We start from the raw sequence: 16,567 nt of genomic DNA on the forward strand, positions 1-16,567 counted from the left end.
GGGCGGCCTGGCTGGCCGCGCGGCACGGCGAAAACGCCTGCGTGCTCTCCGACGGCCTTTCCGACCCTTGGGTGGAACGCGACAGGCCGGAAACCGGTCTGGGCCTGGAAGTGTTTATCGAAAGTCCGGATTCCGGGGCCGCCGAGAATGCACCGCTAGCCAAATTCGCTGATACCTGGTTATTTCCGCTGACCGCCGAAGTCAGCCATACCCTGGCCGGCTTCCCGCGTTTAAGCGAACGACTGTTGAACGGCGAACTGCTGTCGATGGAATTTGCAATCGATCACATCAAGGACGGCCGCGGCCAAATTGGCGCCTTATTGGGAGCTAATAGCGAACCCGCCAAAACTTTAACGCTTGCCGGCGGCGAGATAAAGCTAATCGCCATCACCTTGCTGACCGGCAGCGAATTAAAGTATCTGCGCGGCAAAGGTGAACTAGCCCGTCACGAGCTGGCCGACAAACTGAAAACCGCCGGCGTCGGCCATCTGTCCTTACTTCACCGACCCTCGCTGGTCTAAACCGCCCCCTCTCGCATGGCTATTACTCCCGAAATAGACGCCTGGTTACTGGAAAACGGCTTTCAATTGGGCCTCAATCCGCACGGCAAACACCCGTTGATTCTGTCCGCCCAACAAGGCCGGACCGATGTGCTGACCTATCTGTTGGAGCAAGGTGCAGATCTTACCGCGCTGGATGCGTACGGTAACAACGCGCTTTGGGCCGCATGTTTTGCCGAAGCCGGCGATTGCATCGGCTTGTTGCTGGAGGCCGGTATCGATATTAACTATCAAAATCCCAGCGGTGCCAGTGCCTTGACTTATGCATCCTCCAGCGGTAAACACGCGGTGGTCAAGCAATTGCTGGAAGCCGGCGCCGATCCGCTACTGAGTACTCAGGACGATTTCAGCGCGCTGGATTTAGCCGCCAATCGCCAATGTTTGCAGTTGTTGCGTAGTGCGGTAAAAGCCTTGCAGGTATAGTGCAACTGGAACTTATCGACGGGACCCTAAATACCGTCACTCCCGCGAAGGCGGGAGCCCAGCGGCTACAATGGATTCCCTGCGTGCTCTAACGGTTCTCCAGTATCACCTGCGTGTATCTGGATCGAATGCACCAATAGCCCTCAGCCCCAAACAAACACAGTTTGTTGACCGCCAACCTAAACCCTGCCCCCGATAGCCCGCCTATTGCCGCAAGGCCAGCCTGGGCATAGAATGCGGCCTTTCCTAACATACTCAGAGGACGCACCATGTCAGACTCTTATTGGTTTAGAACCGGCGAAGCCACCGTATTTTCCAGCGAAGGGCAAGGCACCGACGCCATGCCGGAAATTCTGATTGGCGACGTTAAAGGCCCGGCCGGTCATGCTTTTGCCAATCTGATGGGCCAAACAGCGGGCCACACGCGCATGTTTGCGATTCGCGCCACCAACCAGCAAGTGCGTCCGGCCACCATCATGGTGCCTAAAGTCACAATCAAATCCTCTGCTTACGTCAACTTGTTGGGCGGCCCGGTACAATCGGCAGTAGCCGACGCGGTGATCGATAGCGTCGCCGACGGCATTATTCCGCGCCTGCAAGCTAACGAGTTGTGCATCATCGCCATGATCTGGATAGATCCCTCCTGCGCCACCAACCCCGAACTGGACCGCAAGGATTTGTATCGCACCAACTACGAAGCCATGAAACTGGCGATTTCCAGAGCGATGAGCAACTCGCCGAGCATCGACGAACTGATCGCCAACCGCCACAAAATTTTCCACGAGATGTACGATCCAGAGACCGGCGAGTCGCAGTGGTAAGCGTATAATCAAGCATATCGTCAGGTAGCCGCTGTCGCGGCGACCTGACCTACTGATTGATGTGCTACATAAGTCTATCCGCAATCAAACCAACCCTACTTAATGAACAACATCTCCTGATATGTAGGAAACGGCCACAACCCATCTGCAATTTCCCCTTCCAGCCCATCGGCATATTGACGCACCTCATCCATCAAAGGCCGGATGGTGTTAGCGCAGAACTGCATGTGTTCTTCAATCGTTGCAAAATCATGTTTGGCAAGTGCGGCACTGAGCTTATCGCTGGTCGCCGTCATCGACGATAACAGCCCGGCAATTAAAACTAGACGCTCGTTTCCCAGTTCAACACCATGGCTTTTCAGCGAGCTTAATGTGGCAGAAAGATCTGCCAAGTATTTCACAGCGGCCGGATAGATACCGGTTTTGGCCATGCTGATCACCAATTTGGCTTCCACCTCTATGGCCAGCACATATTGCTCTGCGTAGATTTCGAAGCGGCTGGCGAGCTCAACAGGTGACAATACCCCCAGCGTTTCGAACAAGACTTGCACCTCGGGTTCTTTCAACACCGGCAAGGCGTCGGCAGCGGTTTTGAGATTGCGTAAACCACGCTCTTCTACTGCCATTTTGTGCCATTCCGCCGAATAGCCGTTTCCGCCGAACACCACCGCGCCGTGGGCGTCGATCAATTCTTTCAAGGTTTTCAGGATGGCCGTATCTAAATCAAGGCCTTTGGCTAATTGGCTTTCCAGGCTATCGGCTACCCAATTCAGCGAGTCGGCGAGCATGGTGTTCATGGTAACCAAGGGGCCGGCGACCGATTGGCCGGAGCCCACGGCGCGGAATTCAAAGCGGTTGCCGGTAAAAGCAAACGGCGAGGTCCGGTTTCTATCCCCTGCGTCTTTGTTAAACACCGGCAGCGTATTAATACCCAAATCCATCACCCCAGCGTTTAATGAGCCGGTGATCTCGCCATTACTGATTTGCTCGAACACATTATCCAGCTGCGAACCCAAATACACCGACATGATCGCCGGCGGGGCTTCGTTCGCACCTAAGCGATGATCGTTACTGGCCGTGGCAATCGCGGCACGCAACAGCGGGCCGAATTTATGCACACCACGTATCACCGCGCCGCAAAATAGCAAGAACTGGGTATTTGAATGCGGCGTATGGCCGGGATCAAGCAAATTGCCTTGGGTGGCATTGCCGACCGACCAGTTCACGTGCTTGCCGGAACCGTTGATGCCTTTGAAAGGTTTTTCGTGCAGCAAACACACCAAGCCATGTTTTTTGGCTGTGTTTTTTAACACCGTCATCAACAACTGCTGATGGTCGGTGGCAACGTTGGCCGATTCAAAAAACGGCGCTATCTCGAATTGTCCGGGCGCTACTTCGTTGTGGCGGGTCTTGGCCGGAATCCCCAAGCGATACAACTGCTCCTCCACATCCTGCATATAGACCTGAACGCGTTCGGGTATGGCGCCGAAATAATGATCGTCAAACTGCTGACCTTTGGCGGCCGATGCGCCGAACAGGGTGCGCCCCGCCAACAATAAATCCGGGCGATTGGCGACGAAATTAGCATCAACCAGAAAATACTCTTGCTCGGCCCCGCAACTGGAATTCACCGGGGCAATGTCGGTATGACCGAGCAGCGACAGCACCCGCTGCGCAGCCTTATTCATCGCCGCATTGGCACGCAACAAAGGGGTTTTCTTATCCAACGCTTCACCGGTCCAGGAGATAAATACGGTGGGGATGCACAAGGTCGCGCCATTGTCGGTGGTCATGATGTAAGCCGGGCTGGTCACATCCCAAGCGGTATAACCTCGCGCTTCGAAGGTGGAACGGATGCCGCCGTTCGGAAACGAGGAGCCGTCAGGCTCGCCTTGTACCAATACTTTGCCGCTGAACTCGGAAATGACTGAACCATCGCTTTGCACGGAAATAAAACCGTCGTGTTTTTCTGCGGTGGCGTTGGTCAAGGGATAGAAAACGTGGGCGTAATACAGAGCCCCTTTTGAAAGCGCCCAGTCTTTCATCGCCAAGGCCACCACATCGGCAATTGAAACATCCAGCTCGGAGCTGGCTTCGATGGTTTTCTTTAAGGATTTAAACACCTCTTTGGGTAAGCATTCCTTCATCTTACTCAAGGTAAAGACATCGCTGGCCCATAAATTGGCCAACGGCGCCGGCATTTTGGTCGGCATGGGTTGGCGATTAGTGATGGTTTGAACAGCTTGCACGCGCGCGGTATTTCCAGTCATAGCTTGGCCTTGGTTTGAAGATTAATGTCGATCAAACAATCCGCAGCAATAATCAATCCAGTAAGCATGGGTTGATAGCAGAGTGGGCGCGGCTCCAGGGATTTTGGGAAATTGCGGCGCTTAAGAAGTAGCTGACGTGGAGCGAAGACGGAGGCCATGAGTTGTATTAGTGCAATATAGGGAAATTGCGGCACAAACTTAGTGCGCGAAAAATCAATACCGTTGAGGTGGTTCGCCGTTGATGCGCGAGAAGCATCGTCGCAATCAAAGGCAAATAGGCATGTCAGTTTTAACGACGACCGGGATGGGAGGATTTTAAATCCCACATGTCAGCCCGCTCTGCACCCTAATCCCTTTGCCACCCCCAGCAAGCAGTGTTATTATCCACGCGCCGTATCCGCCCGCACCGCAGCGAGCGATTCGCGTCAACGGGGACGCAAGAGGCTGGTTTTCAAGGTTATACGTTCGTCCTCCGCTTTGTTAAAATCCGCCGATTTTTTGCCCTCGCGGCCAACCCAGTTTGCTAGGGTGTACTACCAATGCCGCTTGTTCCAATTCCGCAGAGTTTGACTACATGCCAACCCAACCGCTCGAAACGCTGTTCCGCCCCGAAGTTCTTTCCATGTCGGCCTACCATGTCGCCGATGCCAGCAACTTCATCAAACTCGATGCCATGGAAAATCCTTATAACTGGCCGGAAGATATTCAAGCACGCTGGCTGGAAGCGCTGAAGACTTGCCCGATCAACCGCTATCCGGACCCGGAAGCCAAAACGCTGGCGGTCGCATTGCGCCGGGCGAACGGCATTCCGGAGCAATCTGCCTTGCTGCTCGGCAACGGTTCCGACGAGATTATCCAAATATTGTTGATGGCTTTAAACGCCGATGCCGTAGTATTGGCACCGGAACCCGGGTTTGTCATGTACAAGCAAGTGGCGCAAAGCTTGGGTTTACACTACCGAGGCCTACCTTTGCTGGCAGACAGTTTTGCGCTGGACATGCCGGCCATGCGCACAGCAATTGCCGAATCGCAACCTGCCCTGATTTTTATCGCCTATCCGAACAACCCCACCGGCAATTTGTTCGATGCCGAAGCCATCAAGGAAATACTCACCATCGCCCCTGGCTTGGTAGTGGTCGACGAAGCCTATGCACCGTTTGCCGACGCCAGTTTTATCGGCGAACTAGGACATTATCCTAATTTGCTGGTGATGCGCACCGTTTCCAAGTTGGGGCTGGCCGGCTTGCGCTTGGGTTTTCTGGCCGGCGAACCGGCTATAGTCGAGCAGTTACACAAAGTAAGATTACCTTACAATATCAATAGCCTGACTCAATTAACGGTCGGCTTTGCCTTGGATCATGGCGGGTTTCTGTTAGAGCAAACCCAAACATTGCGCGGGGAGCGTACTTTAGTATTCCAAGCCTTAGAAGGGATGCCCAACATTCAAGCTTACCCCAGCGCCGCTAACTTCATTTTGTTCCGCACCCTTAATAAAGCCGCAGACACCGTATTTGCCTCACTGAAGTCGCAAGGCGTGTTGATCAAGAATCTGTCCCCGCAAGGCGGGCTGTTACACAATTGTCTGCGCGTCACCATCGGAAAACCGGAAGAAAATCAAGCCTTTCTAAGCGCGTTAGCAGCGGCTTTAAATTGATAATTCGCACTATCCGCAAAGGCCTGAAACCCTTGACTAGCGCTGTCGCAAGAACAATTTCAATAATCACGGACAGTAAGGTATATTTGCTGAAAATTATAATAATCGATGTATCGCGATATACATCACATCATCAGGAGTGTTACTTATGAACCACGAAGGCGTCGATCATTCCAAACGCCAGTTTCTGACCTCGGCACTGTCGGTGGTTGGTGCAGTGGGTGCCGGCTATTTGGCCGTCCCCTTTCTCTCGCAAATGCAGCCCAGCGCCAAAGCCATGGCAGCCGGTGCTCCCGTCGATGTCGATATCAGCAAGATGGAACCCGGCCAGTTGATCAGGGTGGCTTGGCGCGGTAAGCCGGTGTGGGTCTTGAATCGAACGCCGGAGGTCATCTCGACCCTGGCTACGCTGGACAGCAAACTGGCTGACCCGGTGTCCAACGAGTCACTCCAGCCGGAGAACAGCAAAAATCCGCTGCGCTCCATCAAGCCGGAAATTTTTGTCGCTGTCGGCCTGTGTACGCACTTAGGCTGCTCGCCCACGTTTCGCCCGGAAATTGCCCCTAACGATTTAGGCCCGGACTGGAAAGGCGGTTTCTTTTGCCCCTGCCACGGCTCCTGGTTCGATCTGGCCGGTCGTGTGTATCGCGGCGTTCCCGCCCCTACCAATCTTGAGATACCGCCGTATCGATATGAAACAGACAATTTGATTGTCGTTGGCGAAGAAAGCGAGGCAAACCCAGCATGAAGCAAAAAATGAATCAATGCAGCGAATGGCTGCTGGAGCGCTTTCCACTCTCCGATTTGTGGAATGAACACATGGCGCATTACTACGCGCCCAAAAACTTTAACATCTGGTATTTTTTCGGCTCGTTGGCCCTGTTAGTACTGGTCAATCAGTTCATTACCGGCATTTTGCTGACCATGAACTACAAGCCCGACGCCAAACTAGCCTTCGATTCGGTCGAATACATCATGCGCGACGTCAACTGGGGCTGGCTGGTGCGTTATATGCATTCCACCGGTGCCTCGGCATTCTTTATCGTCGTCTATCTGCACATGTTTCGCGGCCTTATTTACGGTTCGTTCAAGCAACCACGCGAACTGATTTGGATCTTCGGCATGTTGATCTTCGTTTGCCTGATGGCGGAAGCCTTCATGGGCTACCTGCTGCCTTGGGGGCAAATGTCCTATTGGGGTGCCCAGGTCATCATTTCGCTGTTTAGTGCGATTCCGGTGATTGGCGACGAGTTGTCCTTGTGGGTGCGTGGCGACTATGTGGTGTCTGACGCCACTTTGAACCGCTTCTTCGCGTTTCACGTTATTGCCGTTCCATTGGTATTGTTGATACTGGTGTTCCTGCACATCGTTGCCTTGCACGAAGTGGGCTCCAACAACCCCGACGGCATTGAAATCAAGCAATCAAAAGACCCCTGGGGACATCCGGTCGACGGCATTCCCTTCCATCCTTACTACACCGTCAAGGATATCGTCGGCGTCGGCGTCTTCATGTTCTTCTTCGCCACGGTGATTTTCTATATGCCGGAATTGGGCGGCTATTTTCTGGAGCACGCCAATTTTATCCCGGCCGATCCATTGAAAACCCCGGAACATATTGCGCCGGTCTGGTATTTCACCCCGTTCTACGCCATTTTGCGCGCGGTTCCCGACAAATTTGCCGGCGTGATTGCGATGGGTGGCGCGATTGTCGTGCTGTTCATGCTGCCCTGGCTGGACCGCAGCCCGGTTAAATCCATCCGTTATCGCGGCGGTATGTTCAAAAAAGCGCTGGCGTTGTTTGTTATCGCTTTCGTCGGCTTGGGCTATTTGGGAACCCAACCGGCCACACCAGGAGCGACGACTGTTGCCCGGGTTTTGACCGCTGTTTACTTCGGCTTTTTCCTGTTAATGCCGCTGTACACCCGCTGGGAAAAAACCAAACCGGTGCCGAATCGACTGACCACGCAGCCAAGCCTTGAAGATCGCATTCCCGCTCTGCTGGCATTAGTCGATGAAGTGGTTGAGGTACAACAAGTTCCCGACAATATCGGCGGTACTATCGCCAAGAAAAGGCCGAACTGGTCCGGCATATCAGCCGTATTGATTCGTTTTGCAAAAAACCTGAAAAAGAGCCTGGATTAAGCCATGAAAAAGATACTCTACACTCTTTTGTTTTTGCTGCCTTTCAACGTGTTAGCCAGCAGTGGCGTCAAACTGGATAGCGCCGATATCGACCTGAACGACACGATGGCGATGGAGCGCGGTGCAAAATACTACGTCACCTATTGCCTGGGCTGTCATTCGGCAAAACACATCCGCTACAAACGTATCGCTATTGATCTGAAGCTGGATGAAGCGGAAGTTTTGAAAGTGGTGGCGCCTTTCGGGGCCGGCATTTACGATCAAATGCATTCAGCGATGAACGCGCACGACGCGGAAAAATGGTTCGGCACCACGCCGCCCGATTTGTCGCTGATTGCCCGTTCGCGAGGCGCTGACTGGTTATATACCTACCTGCGCAGCTTCTATACAGAGCCTGGAAAATCGCCTTTGGGCGTTAACAACGTGGTGTTCCCTGACGTGGGTATGCCTAACGTGTTCTGGCAACTGCAAGGTTCGCAGTCGGCGATTAAGCAGAAAATCGACGGCCAGGACGTGATTACCGGCCTGAAACTGGATCAACCCGGGCAAATGACACCGCAGGAATTCGACAAAATGGTCAACGACCTAGTCAATTTCCTGGTTTACGTCGGCGAACCGGTGCAGCTGGAAAGACAGCAAATGGGTAAATACGTGTTGTTCTTTATCCTGATGTTTATCGCACTGGCCTATCTGTTGAAAAAAGAGTACTGGAAAGACGTACACTAAACACAGCTTGGGCTCGTAATATCAAACCGGTATCGGCTAAGCTGATACCGGTTTTTTTATGGAAGTTTGTTTAACAAGCAATCGCTCTGTAAATACGGTTAAAATCTCGATTAAACTCTCAGTAACGGAATACGCTAAGCTCGAACCCTGTAAACAACTCTATCCTTGACCGTCTGAAAGCCATATGAAAAAAACTACGCCAACATCTGAAACGCCAGCCTCTACCACTGAAAAACCTGCTCCGGCGAAAGCGGCTAAAAAACCCGCTAGCAAATCCGTCCCGGCTAAAGCAAAGCAAGAAACTTCAGCGTCGTCGGGCAAAACCAAAGCCAAGCCCAAAGCCGCTAAAACAGTTGCTGAAGCGCCGATTACTGTGGAAAGTATCGAAAAAGCGCCGGAAATGCCAGTTGCTAAAGCAGCACCGAAAAAAGCCGATCCAAAGCCAAAAGCCGCAAAAGTGGAGCCTACCGTGGAATCCGCGCCAGTTGCGGCAGCACCAGTCGTAATTTCCATGCATGAACGCATAGGTTTGACCGCTGGGGTTATCTGGCATCATTTGGCTGAACACGGTGCGACACCGGTTGCCAAATTAGTCTATGTGCTTCCGGAAGAAGAGGCCATCATTCAGAGAAGTATCGGTTGGTTGGCCCAGGAGGACAAAATAACGCTGTCCGCCAGAGGGGGAGACCAAGTCGAAACGATAGTGCTGAAGGGCTAGTATTTGATACTCGAATCGCTCATCACCCGGGCACTCAACCGCTTGCGTTGAAAATGACGACTATTGGGTCAATGTCAGGATGGAAGAACTCTTGCTTTAAACGGCAGGCAACAGACGATAAATTGTTAGTGCCATCCAAAAGATAGCTACTATAGAATCAACTCTCTTTTAATCCATTCGGAGGATACAAAATGAAAAAGATTGTTTTTGCAATAGTAGCCTTATTTTTAAGCCAATCTGCTTATGCGGCTGATGAAGCATGTGAAGCTAAAGCCGCCGAGAAAAAGCTGGCTGGCGCCGCCAAAAATAGCTTTCTTAAAAAGTGTGAGAAAGACGCCAAGATCGCGGCAGCTAAAGCAAGTTGCGATGCAAAAGCCGCCGAGAAAAACTTGAAAGGCGCTGCCAAGAATAGCTTCACCAAGAAATGCGTCACTGACGCAAGCAAATAACACTATCGATAAAACGCCCTGTCCGTCCCGTTGTAACAACGGTAACGGCTTTCTACTCCCGTTTCCCAGAGCTGCAATAACATCCGAAAATGCCTGATTTTTGCAGAATGACCTGTTTCGGTCTCACTGGAAGTTACCCAACAGCTAATAAACACACTTCTAAATAAGGTCGCTCCCGAGAAGGCGGGAGCCCAGTTGCTACACTGGATTCCCGCTTGCGCGGGTATGACGGCCACAGAAAACTCAAGGGCCAGATTAAAACCAGCCACTTCGAAAAGCCCGTTTTTCGTCACCCCCAATCCGCAGTAAGCCCCCGGCAGCAAATTTTTCTCCGGCAACCGGAAAAAATTATTTGTTCTGCATTTGTTTTCATTGTATGCTTTTACAAAACAAATACAGAACAAAAATGACCCTTACCCGTAAACAACAAGAAATTTTCGACTTCCTGCTAAAAAATCAGGAGCTATTCAGTCATCCGCCGACACTGGAAGAATTGTGCGCGGCGATGGGCTTGAAATCGCGCGGTTCATTACACAGCCAGATCAAGGCGCTGATCGACGCCAATCTAATCGAAGCGCCGGAGCGCAAGCAACGCGGCATTCGCCTGACCGAACACGCCAAATCGCTGATTAATAAAACCGAGGCATCCGGCATGCTGCCTTTTGTCGGCACCATAGCCGCCGGCAGACCGATAGAAGCGATCGAAAACATTTCTTATATGGCTGTACCCGCAGAATTAAAAACCGAGAACCCTTGTTATGTGCTGAAAGTAAAAGGGGATTCGATGCAGGAAGAAGGCATCTTCGACGGCGATTGGGTAATCATCGAACAGCGCAGTCATGCCCGTAACGGCGAAATCGTCGTCGCCTTGGTCGAAAAAGCCGAAGCAACATTGAAATTTATCGAGCAGTACCCACACGAAACCCTGCTAATTCCTGCCAATTCCTCAATGCAGGCCATGCGTTACCGGCCTGAGCAAGTGGAAATACAAGGGGTATTAGTCGGACAAATGCGTAGCTATACCAACCACCATTAGGAGGAGATTATGCTTCATCAATCCGTTCATATGCGCGATCAAAAAGCCAATCAAACAGCCATGCTGAACAGAGCGGACCGACAAGCCGCCATCAACATGATCGAGGAAATTACGCTGGTCGTGGTACTGTGGGGAGTGTTTTTACTGGCTACCGGCTGATGTTCGCACCGACAAACTGCTTGGCATGGCCAACCGGTACCCGACACTATGTATAAACTGAGTTTTTATGTGCCGGTGAGTCATGCCGAACAGTTAAAACAAGCTTTGTTCGAGCAAGGTGCCGGGCGTATCGGCGCTTACGACAGTTGTGCCTGGCAAGTGCTAGGGCCAAGGCCAATTCCGGCCGCTTGCCGGTAGCGAGCCTTATCTGGGCAGTATTGGTGAAATTCAGCAGGTCGCCGAATACAAGATAGAAATGGTGTGCGCCGATGATTTAATCAAAGCCGTGGTACAAACCCTGCTGGCTTGCCATCCCTATCAGCAGCCGGCTTATGAAGTTTATAAAATCCTCAGCATCGCAGACTTACCCTAGCCTGTTTAAAACATCTTCAGGAGTTCTAAACAAGCTGATTCCATTAATGGCTCGTAGCTCACTTTCGTTGGAACTGCAAAACAAAGACTTTTTGAGACATTCTTCGGAATTTCCTTAATGTCCCCCACCATCCTCGTCGCCCTCTTTTTTGCTGATTTCTTCCAAGGCGAGACTGCCGGCCAGCGAACTAGGCTTTTTGGTTGCCGATCCCAAACCTTCGCTCAAATTGATTTTCAGTTTTAAATTGTTCGGCGAATCGGAATTGCGCAAGGCCTCATCCAAGCTTATCACCCCGCCTTTGTAGAGCTTGAGTAAATGGCTGTCAAAAGTCTGCATACCGATATTTTCGGATTTTTCCATGGCTTCCTTAATGGCGTGAATATCGCCTTTATGGATTAAATCGCTGACTAGTTTAGTACCCAGCAAAATTTCGATAGCCGCCACCCGTTTGCCTTCCACGGTAGGCACCAGACGTTGAGAAATGAACGCTTGCAGATTCATGGACAAGTCCATCAACAACTGCGGACGGCGCTCTTCCGGGAAAAAGTTGATGATGCGGTCCAAGGCCTGATTGGCGTTATTGGCGTGCAATGTGGACAAGCACAGATGTCCGGTTTCCGCAAAAGCCAGGGCGTGTTCCATGGTCTCCTGACTGCGAATTTCCCCAATCAGAATCACATCGGGCGCCTGCCGCAAGGTGTTTTTCAAGGCATCTTCATAACTTAGGGTATCAACACCGACTTCACGCTGATTCACCAGGGATTTCTTATGCGGATGTACAAATTCGATAGGATCTTCGATGGTAATGATGTGCCCGGACGAATTGCTGTTGCGATAGTCAATCAACGCCGCCAGGGATGTCGATTTACCGGAACCGGTACCGCCAACAAACAAAATCAGCCCGCGCTTTTCCATGATTTTATCTTTCAGGATTTGCGGCAAGCCCAAAGCATCGGCACTGGGAATATCGACCTTGATGTTGCGAATCACCAATGCGTAACAATTGCGTTGTTTGAAAATATTCACCCGGAATCGCCCGATGCCTTCTTCGCTAATGGCCAGATTCATTTCCGGCACATGTTCGAAGGCGGCGCGTTGCTCGGCGTCCATGATGCCGTCGGCAATTTCCTTGATACGTTCACGGCTAAGTTTCACGTTTTCCAGCGGTTTTAAGGTGCCTTGAAACTTAGCCGCCGGCGGAGCGCCCGCCGTCAGATACAGATCCGAACCATCGTGTTGGACGAGGATTTTTAGATAGTCTTTAAATTCCATGCGGGCGACTCTCGAATTGATAATGCCCAAAGTGTAGGCCAATCCGCCGACAAGTGAAGCCGATACAGTGTTCGCTCGACTGCCTAAATTCCCGTTAATTTCTTTGCCTTAAAATAAAGTAGCTCGTTTATGCTTGCTTTCCTAATCCATTGCTAATTTGTCGAGATGCCAAACCACCGACTCAACTTGAATAATTTTGAACATGAAACCGACTTGCTATACGGGATCATCGACAGCATTAAAGAAGCCGTCATCGTTTTCGACGCTGCGCACAAAATCATCTGCATCAACCGCGCGGCCAAACTATTGCTGGGAATCGGCTCGACACCCGATTGGGAAAAACGACATTACCTGTTTTCCCAGGGCGGCAATACGCCTTTTCCAATCGCGCATTTACCGTGTTTCACGTCTGATGGCCCCGATATGGCAGAGGCTATCGAATTAATAGTCAAACGCGCAGACGGCACCGAAGTCATAGTCAACGTTAGCGGTCGAGGCCTGCCGGATCGGCACGGCAAACTATCGGCATGGCTAGCGATACTTTCGGATATTTCGTTGCAAACTAAGCAGGAGAAAGAGGCCGAAATTTTAGAGCACCAACAGAATTTGGTCTCCGTCCTCAACCATATGCCCGCGATGATCGGCTACTGGGACAAAAATCTTATCAACAAATTTGGGAATAAAGCCTATGAAGAATGGTTCGGCTATAGCTCTGAAAACTTGCTCGGCAAACATATTCACGAAGTCATCGGCGATGAGCTATACACCCTGAACAAGCCATATATCGATGCGGTGCTGGCGGGACAGCCGCAATACTTTGAGCGCACCATCGTCAATTTTGCGGGTGAAACTCGCCATACCCAAGCCGCTTATTTACCCGACGGCGCGGCGGGCCAAGTGAAAGGATTTTTCGTATTGGTTACCGATATCACCGCATTGAAGTCCGCGCAAAAACGCATCAGCGAATCGGAAGCCCGTCTGCGAGCCATGTACGATGGCCTGCCGTTTTTGGCCTGGATGAAGGACAGAGACGGGAAATATATTCAAGCCAACAAACATTGGCTAAACGCCGTGGGCATCGCTAATCTGCGCGATTTAGCGGATGTGACCGATTTCGACATCTGGCCCGAAAGTCTGGCCAAGCATTACCTTGCTGTTGATCAAGAAGTGATGCTGACTCGACAGCAAGTATCACTGACTGAACGAGCCTTCGACGCTGGCCGGGAAACCTGGACCGAAACGATTAAAGCGCCCATCATCGACGATAAAGACGAAGTTCTGGGCACCATCGGTCTGGCGCGCGATATAACCGAAAGTCGAAGCGCGGAAGAGCAACTTCGCAATTACAGCGAGCGCTTGCGCCTGGCCACCAAAGCCGCGGCAATCGGCATTTGCGAGTGGGATCTGGCATTGGGTATCGGGGAATGGGATGAACGCATGTACGAGATGTTCGGCATTCCTGCTGGAACCCCTATAGACCACCAGACCTGGGTTGCCTCAGTGGTGGCCGAGGACTTACCGCGTACCGAAGCCAAACTTCGCAAGCTAATTAGAGACCAACAGGAAGCGCATTGGGAGTTTAGGATTCGCCGGAAGAGTGATGGCGCCTTACGTTTCATTCAGGCTTCGGCAATTATTGCCGGTCCTGCCAAGAGTGGTGTGCAAAAAATCGTCGGGGTTAATATGGATGTTACTAATTTCAAGTTGATCGAACACGCGTTGCGCGAAAGCGAAGCACATCTGGCACACGCCCAAGCCCAAGCGCATTTGGGCAGTTGGTCCTTGAACCTTAGAGAGCACTCTCTGAAATGGTCGGACGAAAACTACCGGATTTTCGACATTCCATTGGGCACGCCGATAAGCTATGAGCGCTTCTTGGAATGTGTCCATCCGGCTGACCGTCATTACGTGCAAGATGCCTGGCAGGCAGCCATGCGTGGAGAACCTTACGACATTCAACACCGCATCGCGGTGAACGGTAAAATAAAATGGTTAAGGCAACGTGCGGAACTTGAGTTTACCGGGAATGGCAGTTTTCTGCGCGGTATAGGTACATCTCAGGACATCACCGAACTGAAAGTGATAGAAAAAAACCTGGAATCGTCCCGCTTGCAATTGCGGCAACTGGCGGCCCGCCGCGAAAAAGCCAGGGAAGAAGAACGCAAACACATGGCCCGCGAAGTGCACGACGAACTCGGACAAATGTTGACTGCTCTGCGCATGGAAATGTCACTGCTGCGCATGAAATTCGCGATTAATAACCAGGGACTGGCGGAGCAAATCCGCAACATCATGGAATTACTGGACCAAACCATCCAGGTTACCCGCGATGTGGCAACCTCGTTACGTCCCTCGGCGATAGAGATGGGGATAGTGCCGGCTTTGGAATGGTTGGTAAGGAAATTCGCGGAACAATCCGGGATTCAATGCGATCTGTTGTATCCGGAAGATGATTTCGAAATGGACGAGGAATGTGCAATCGTGATCTTTCGGATAGCCCAGGAATCGTTGACCAATGTGCTGCGACATGCGGCAGCCAGCAAGGTAAAAATTGCCGTCAATCTGGATAAGGACCACTATTGCCTGGAAATTTACGATAATGGTCGTGGTTTCGACGCCAATGCGCCCAATAAGACCAAGTCGTTTGGCCTGATCGGCATACGGGAACGCTCCCTGATGTTGGGCGGAGAAACCACTATTTCCAGTGTCCCGGGCCAAGGCACCTCTATCCAGGTACGTATCCCGGCTAACCCTAAAAGACCAGAACTATGATCCGACTAATTATTGCCGACGACCATGCCATTGTGCGAGGCGGTCTCAAACAACTATTCGCGCTCTCCGCCGATATTACCGTCGCTGGCGAGGCCGAAAGCAGCCAGCAATTGCTGAGTTTTCTCGATGAAAATTCTGTTGACCTGGTGTTACTGGATCTAACCATGCCCGATCTCGGCGGCGTGGAAATGATCCACCGGATTCGCAGCCAATACCCCGCATTGCCCATTCTGATTTTGAGCATGCACAACGAATTGCAAATCGTCTCGCGCGCGTTGAAAACCGGTGCCAATGGCTATCTAACCAAAGATAACGATCCGGAGACCTTACTGATAGCCATCCGCCGAGTCGCCGGCGGCGGCCGTTTTATCGACCCTAAACTTGCCGAGAAAATGGTATTTGAATTCGAGGGCTCCGAGCCAAGCAAACCGCATGAAAAATTATCCGAACGCGAGTTTCAAATCTTGCAGTTACTGGCCAAGGGCCAAAGCCTGAACGACATCGGCAGGGACTTATCAATCAGCAATAAGACCGTCAGCACATACAAAGCCCGGCTGTTTGAAAAATTGCAAATCAGTAATAACGCCGAATTGATCCGCTACTATGATGCGCATCGCTTGAATATGTAGTTACTTGCCTACACGCCAAGGAAACGGCTCACGAAAAATTACATCTTTACTTACCTGTAATTTCGGATTAGCTGATATTCAGACGATCCACATTTACATATGATGCAAAGTCCAGAATTTTGAATGCATCGGGTGTTCATCTATGCAAGTATCGGTAACAGGTGAATTGTTTGAGGTGACTATTCGCAACACGTTGGAGTTTGCAAAGTGCCGTGACTTATTGGCGTCATGCAAGGCCCACGCAAAAATGAACCCGCGCGCCAGCGCCAGGATAACGCTCGAAAACATCCCTACATTCAATATGTGCGGCATCGCCACCATCTCGCTAATCTGCGACTGGATGAAGGCCGGCGTCGAGCTTAATCTGCATGGCTGTGGCAGCGACGTACATCAGATTTTCGATACCGGCATATTCGATAAATACTTCAGCAAACACACGCCATTCGTTCGCGCCGCCTGCCATGACTGCCTGGAGAGCACAAAACCGCGCTTAGCCAAGGATTGTCCGATACACAAAACCCGTCCACGGTTACGCCCGAACCAAGCCGTGCGGGAAAATTAGC

The 16,567-nt window shown here is 51.5% G+C and carries 18 protein-coding genes; 15 read left to right on the forward strand and 3 right to left on the reverse strand.

The window, feature by feature from the left end; all coding sequences use genetic code 11:
* From NP589_RS15845 to fae, 3 genes are all read left to right on the forward strand, one after another.
* Positions 1 to 521: hypothetical protein (locus NP589_RS15845; protein WP_256607870.1), on the forward strand; the 521-nt coding region annotated here is incomplete at its 5' end.
* Positions 522 to 536: 15 nt separating this feature from the next.
* Positions 537 to 983 (forward strand): ankyrin repeat domain-containing protein, encoded by a 447-nt coding sequence (locus tag NP589_RS15850; RefSeq protein ID WP_256607871.1) that lies wholly within the window; start codon positions 537 to 539, stop codon positions 981 to 983.
* A 269-nt stretch (positions 984 to 1,252) separates the two neighbouring features.
* Entirely contained in the window at positions 1,253 to 1,804 is a 552-nt protein-coding gene (fae, locus tag NP589_RS15855) for a formaldehyde-activating enzyme (RefSeq protein ID WP_064008426.1), read from the forward strand.
* Between the two features lie 95 nt (positions 1,805 to 1,899).
* Here the strand turns inward: fae and NP589_RS15860 are convergent, their stop codons facing one another.
* On the reverse strand, positions 1,900 to 4,074 hold the full coding sequence (locus NP589_RS15860) for a glutamine synthetase III family protein (protein ID WP_256607872.1): 2,175 nt from the start codon (positions 4,072 to 4,074) through the stop codon (positions 1,900 to 1,902).
* A 574-nt stretch (positions 4,075 to 4,648) separates the two neighbouring features.
* On the opposite strand from NP589_RS15860, the gene hisC reads away from it, so the two are divergent.
* The 4 genes from hisC to NP589_RS15880 all read left to right on the forward strand — a co-directional run bounded on the left by hisC (position 4,649) and on the right by NP589_RS15880 (position 8,596).
* Positions 4,649 to 5,728, forward strand: a complete 1,080-nt coding sequence (gene hisC / locus NP589_RS15865) for a histidinol-phosphate transaminase (RefSeq protein WP_256607873.1) — start codon at positions 4,649 to 4,651, stop codon at positions 5,726 to 5,728.
* 148 nt (positions 5,729 to 5,876) lie between these two features.
* Positions 5,877 to 6,476, forward strand: coding sequence for a ubiquinol-cytochrome c reductase iron-sulfur subunit (gene petA / locus NP589_RS15870; RefSeq protein WP_256607874.1), 600 nt, complete (start codon positions 5,877 to 5,879; stop codon positions 6,474 to 6,476).
* Positions 6,473 to 7,870 carry a cytochrome b gene (locus NP589_RS15875; RefSeq protein WP_256607875.1) on the forward strand — a complete coding sequence of 466 codons (1,398 nt, stop codon included), beginning with the start codon at positions 6,473 to 6,475 and terminating at the stop codon, positions 7,868 to 7,870. Before petA ends, NP589_RS15875 begins: the two co-directional genes overlap by 4 nt.
* 3 nt (positions 7,871 to 7,873) lie before the next feature.
* On the forward strand, positions 7,874 to 8,596 hold the full coding sequence (locus NP589_RS15880; RefSeq protein ID WP_064008421.1) for a cytochrome c1: 723 nt from the start codon (positions 7,874 to 7,876) through the stop codon (positions 8,594 to 8,596).
* 159 nt (positions 8,597 to 8,755) lie between these two features.
* Here NP589_RS15880 and NP589_RS15885 read toward each other — a convergent pair whose 3' ends face one another.
* Entirely contained in the window at positions 8,756 to 9,109 is a 354-nt protein-coding gene (locus NP589_RS15885; protein ID WP_256607876.1) for a hypothetical protein, read from the reverse strand.
* Between NP589_RS15885 and NP589_RS15890 the strand changes: the two genes are divergently transcribed.
* From NP589_RS15890 to NP589_RS21690, 5 genes are all read left to right on the forward strand, one after another.
* Positions 9,108 to 9,314, forward strand: a complete 207-nt coding sequence (locus NP589_RS15890; protein ID WP_256607877.1) for a winged helix-turn-helix domain-containing protein — start codon at positions 9,108 to 9,110, stop codon at positions 9,312 to 9,314. The genes NP589_RS15885 and NP589_RS15890 overlap by 2 nt on opposite strands.
* A gap of 191 nt (positions 9,315 to 9,505) precedes the next feature.
* Positions 9,506 to 9,763 (forward strand): hypothetical protein, encoded by a 258-nt coding sequence (locus NP589_RS15895; protein WP_256607878.1) that lies wholly within the window; start codon positions 9,506 to 9,508, stop codon positions 9,761 to 9,763.
* A gap of 406 nt (positions 9,764 to 10,169) precedes the next feature.
* Positions 10,170 to 10,799 (forward strand): transcriptional repressor LexA, encoded by a 630-nt coding sequence (gene lexA / locus NP589_RS15900; RefSeq protein WP_256607879.1) that lies wholly within the window; start codon positions 10,170 to 10,172, stop codon positions 10,797 to 10,799.
* A gap of 9 nt (positions 10,800 to 10,808) precedes the next feature.
* A complete protein-coding gene (locus NP589_RS15905; protein ID WP_165385910.1) occupies positions 10,809 to 10,958 on the forward strand; it encodes a hypothetical protein in 150 nt (49 codons plus the stop codon).
* A 48-nt stretch (positions 10,959 to 11,006) separates the two neighbouring features.
* Complete coding sequence (locus NP589_RS21690) at positions 11,007 to 11,156, forward strand: hypothetical protein (RefSeq protein WP_305891028.1); 150 nt, start codon at positions 11,007 to 11,009, stop codon at positions 11,154 to 11,156.
* Between the two features lie 289 nt (positions 11,157 to 11,445).
* Here the strand turns inward: NP589_RS21690 and NP589_RS15915 are convergent, their stop codons facing one another.
* Positions 11,446 to 12,603, reverse strand: coding sequence for a PilT/PilU family type 4a pilus ATPase (locus tag NP589_RS15915; RefSeq protein WP_256607880.1), 1,158 nt, complete (start codon positions 12,601 to 12,603; stop codon positions 11,446 to 11,448).
* 186 nt (positions 12,604 to 12,789) lie between these two features.
* Here NP589_RS15915 and NP589_RS15920 point away from each other — a divergent pair, with 186 nt between their 5' ends.
* The 3 genes from NP589_RS15920 (at position 12,790) to NP589_RS15930 (ending at position 16,566) form a co-directional block, all read left to right on the forward strand.
* A complete protein-coding gene (locus tag NP589_RS15920) occupies positions 12,790 to 15,375 on the forward strand; it encodes a PAS domain-containing sensor histidine kinase (RefSeq protein ID WP_256607881.1) in 2,586 nt (861 codons plus the stop codon).
* Positions 15,372 to 16,004, forward strand: a complete 633-nt coding sequence (locus NP589_RS15925; RefSeq protein WP_256607882.1) for a response regulator — start codon at positions 15,372 to 15,374, stop codon at positions 16,002 to 16,004. The genes NP589_RS15920 and NP589_RS15925 overlap by 4 nt, the downstream gene beginning before the upstream one ends.
* 142 nt (positions 16,005 to 16,146) lie before the next feature.
* A complete protein-coding gene (locus NP589_RS15930; protein WP_256607883.1) occupies positions 16,147 to 16,566 on the forward strand; it encodes a hypothetical protein in 420 nt (139 codons plus the stop codon).
* Position 16,567: the final 1 nt, after the last annotated feature.

The sequence above is a fragment of the Methylomonas rosea genome (genome assembly GCF_024505055.1).
Classification (GTDB): Bacteria; Pseudomonadota; Gammaproteobacteria; order Methylococcales; family Methylomonadaceae; genus Methylomonas; species Methylomonas rosea.

Excerpts from the sequence above, each read along its gene's own strand:
- NP589_RS15850 (WP_256607871.1), top strand. The coding sequence starts at position 537 with ATGGCTATTACTCCCGAAATAGACGCCTGGTTACTGGAAAACGGCTTT.
- fae (WP_064008426.1), top strand. The coding sequence starts at position 1,253 with ATGTCAGACTCTTATTGGTTTAGAACCGGCGAAGCCACCGTATTTTCC.
- NP589_RS15860 (WP_256607872.1), bottom strand. The coding sequence starts at position 4,074 with ATGACTGGAAATACCGCGCGCGTGCAAGCTGTTCAAACCATCACTAAT.
- hisC (WP_256607873.1), top strand. The coding sequence starts at position 4,649 with ATGCCAACCCAACCGCTCGAAACGCTGTTCCGCCCCGAAGTTCTTTCC.
- petA (WP_256607874.1), top strand. The coding sequence starts at position 5,877 with ATGAACCACGAAGGCGTCGATCATTCCAAACGCCAGTTTCTGACCTCG.
- NP589_RS15875 (WP_256607875.1), top strand. The coding sequence starts at position 6,473 with ATGAAGCAAAAAATGAATCAATGCAGCGAATGGCTGCTGGAGCGCTTT.
- NP589_RS15880 (WP_064008421.1), top strand. The coding sequence starts at position 7,874 with ATGAAAAAGATACTCTACACTCTTTTGTTTTTGCTGCCTTTCAACGTG.
- NP589_RS15890 (WP_256607877.1), top strand. The coding sequence starts at position 9,108 with ATGCATGAACGCATAGGTTTGACCGCTGGGGTTATCTGGCATCATTTG.
- NP589_RS15885 (WP_256607876.1), bottom strand. The coding sequence starts at position 9,109 with ATGGAAATTACGACTGGTGCTGCCGCAACTGGCGCGGATTCCACGGTA.
- NP589_RS15895 (WP_256607878.1), top strand. The coding sequence starts at position 9,506 with ATGAAAAAGATTGTTTTTGCAATAGTAGCCTTATTTTTAAGCCAATCT.
- lexA (WP_256607879.1), top strand. The coding sequence starts at position 10,170 with ATGACCCTTACCCGTAAACAACAAGAAATTTTCGACTTCCTGCTAAAA.
- NP589_RS15905 (WP_165385910.1), top strand. The coding sequence starts at position 10,809 with ATGCTTCATCAATCCGTTCATATGCGCGATCAAAAAGCCAATCAAACA.
- NP589_RS21690 (WP_305891028.1), top strand. The coding sequence starts at position 11,007 with ATGTATAAACTGAGTTTTTATGTGCCGGTGAGTCATGCCGAACAGTTA.
- NP589_RS15915 (WP_256607880.1), bottom strand. The coding sequence starts at position 12,603 with ATGGAATTTAAAGACTATCTAAAAATCCTCGTCCAACACGATGGTTCG.
- NP589_RS15925 (WP_256607882.1), top strand. The coding sequence starts at position 15,372 with ATGATCCGACTAATTATTGCCGACGACCATGCCATTGTGCGAGGCGGT.
- NP589_RS15930 (WP_256607883.1), top strand. The coding sequence starts at position 16,147 with ATGCAAGTATCGGTAACAGGTGAATTGTTTGAGGTGACTATTCGCAAC.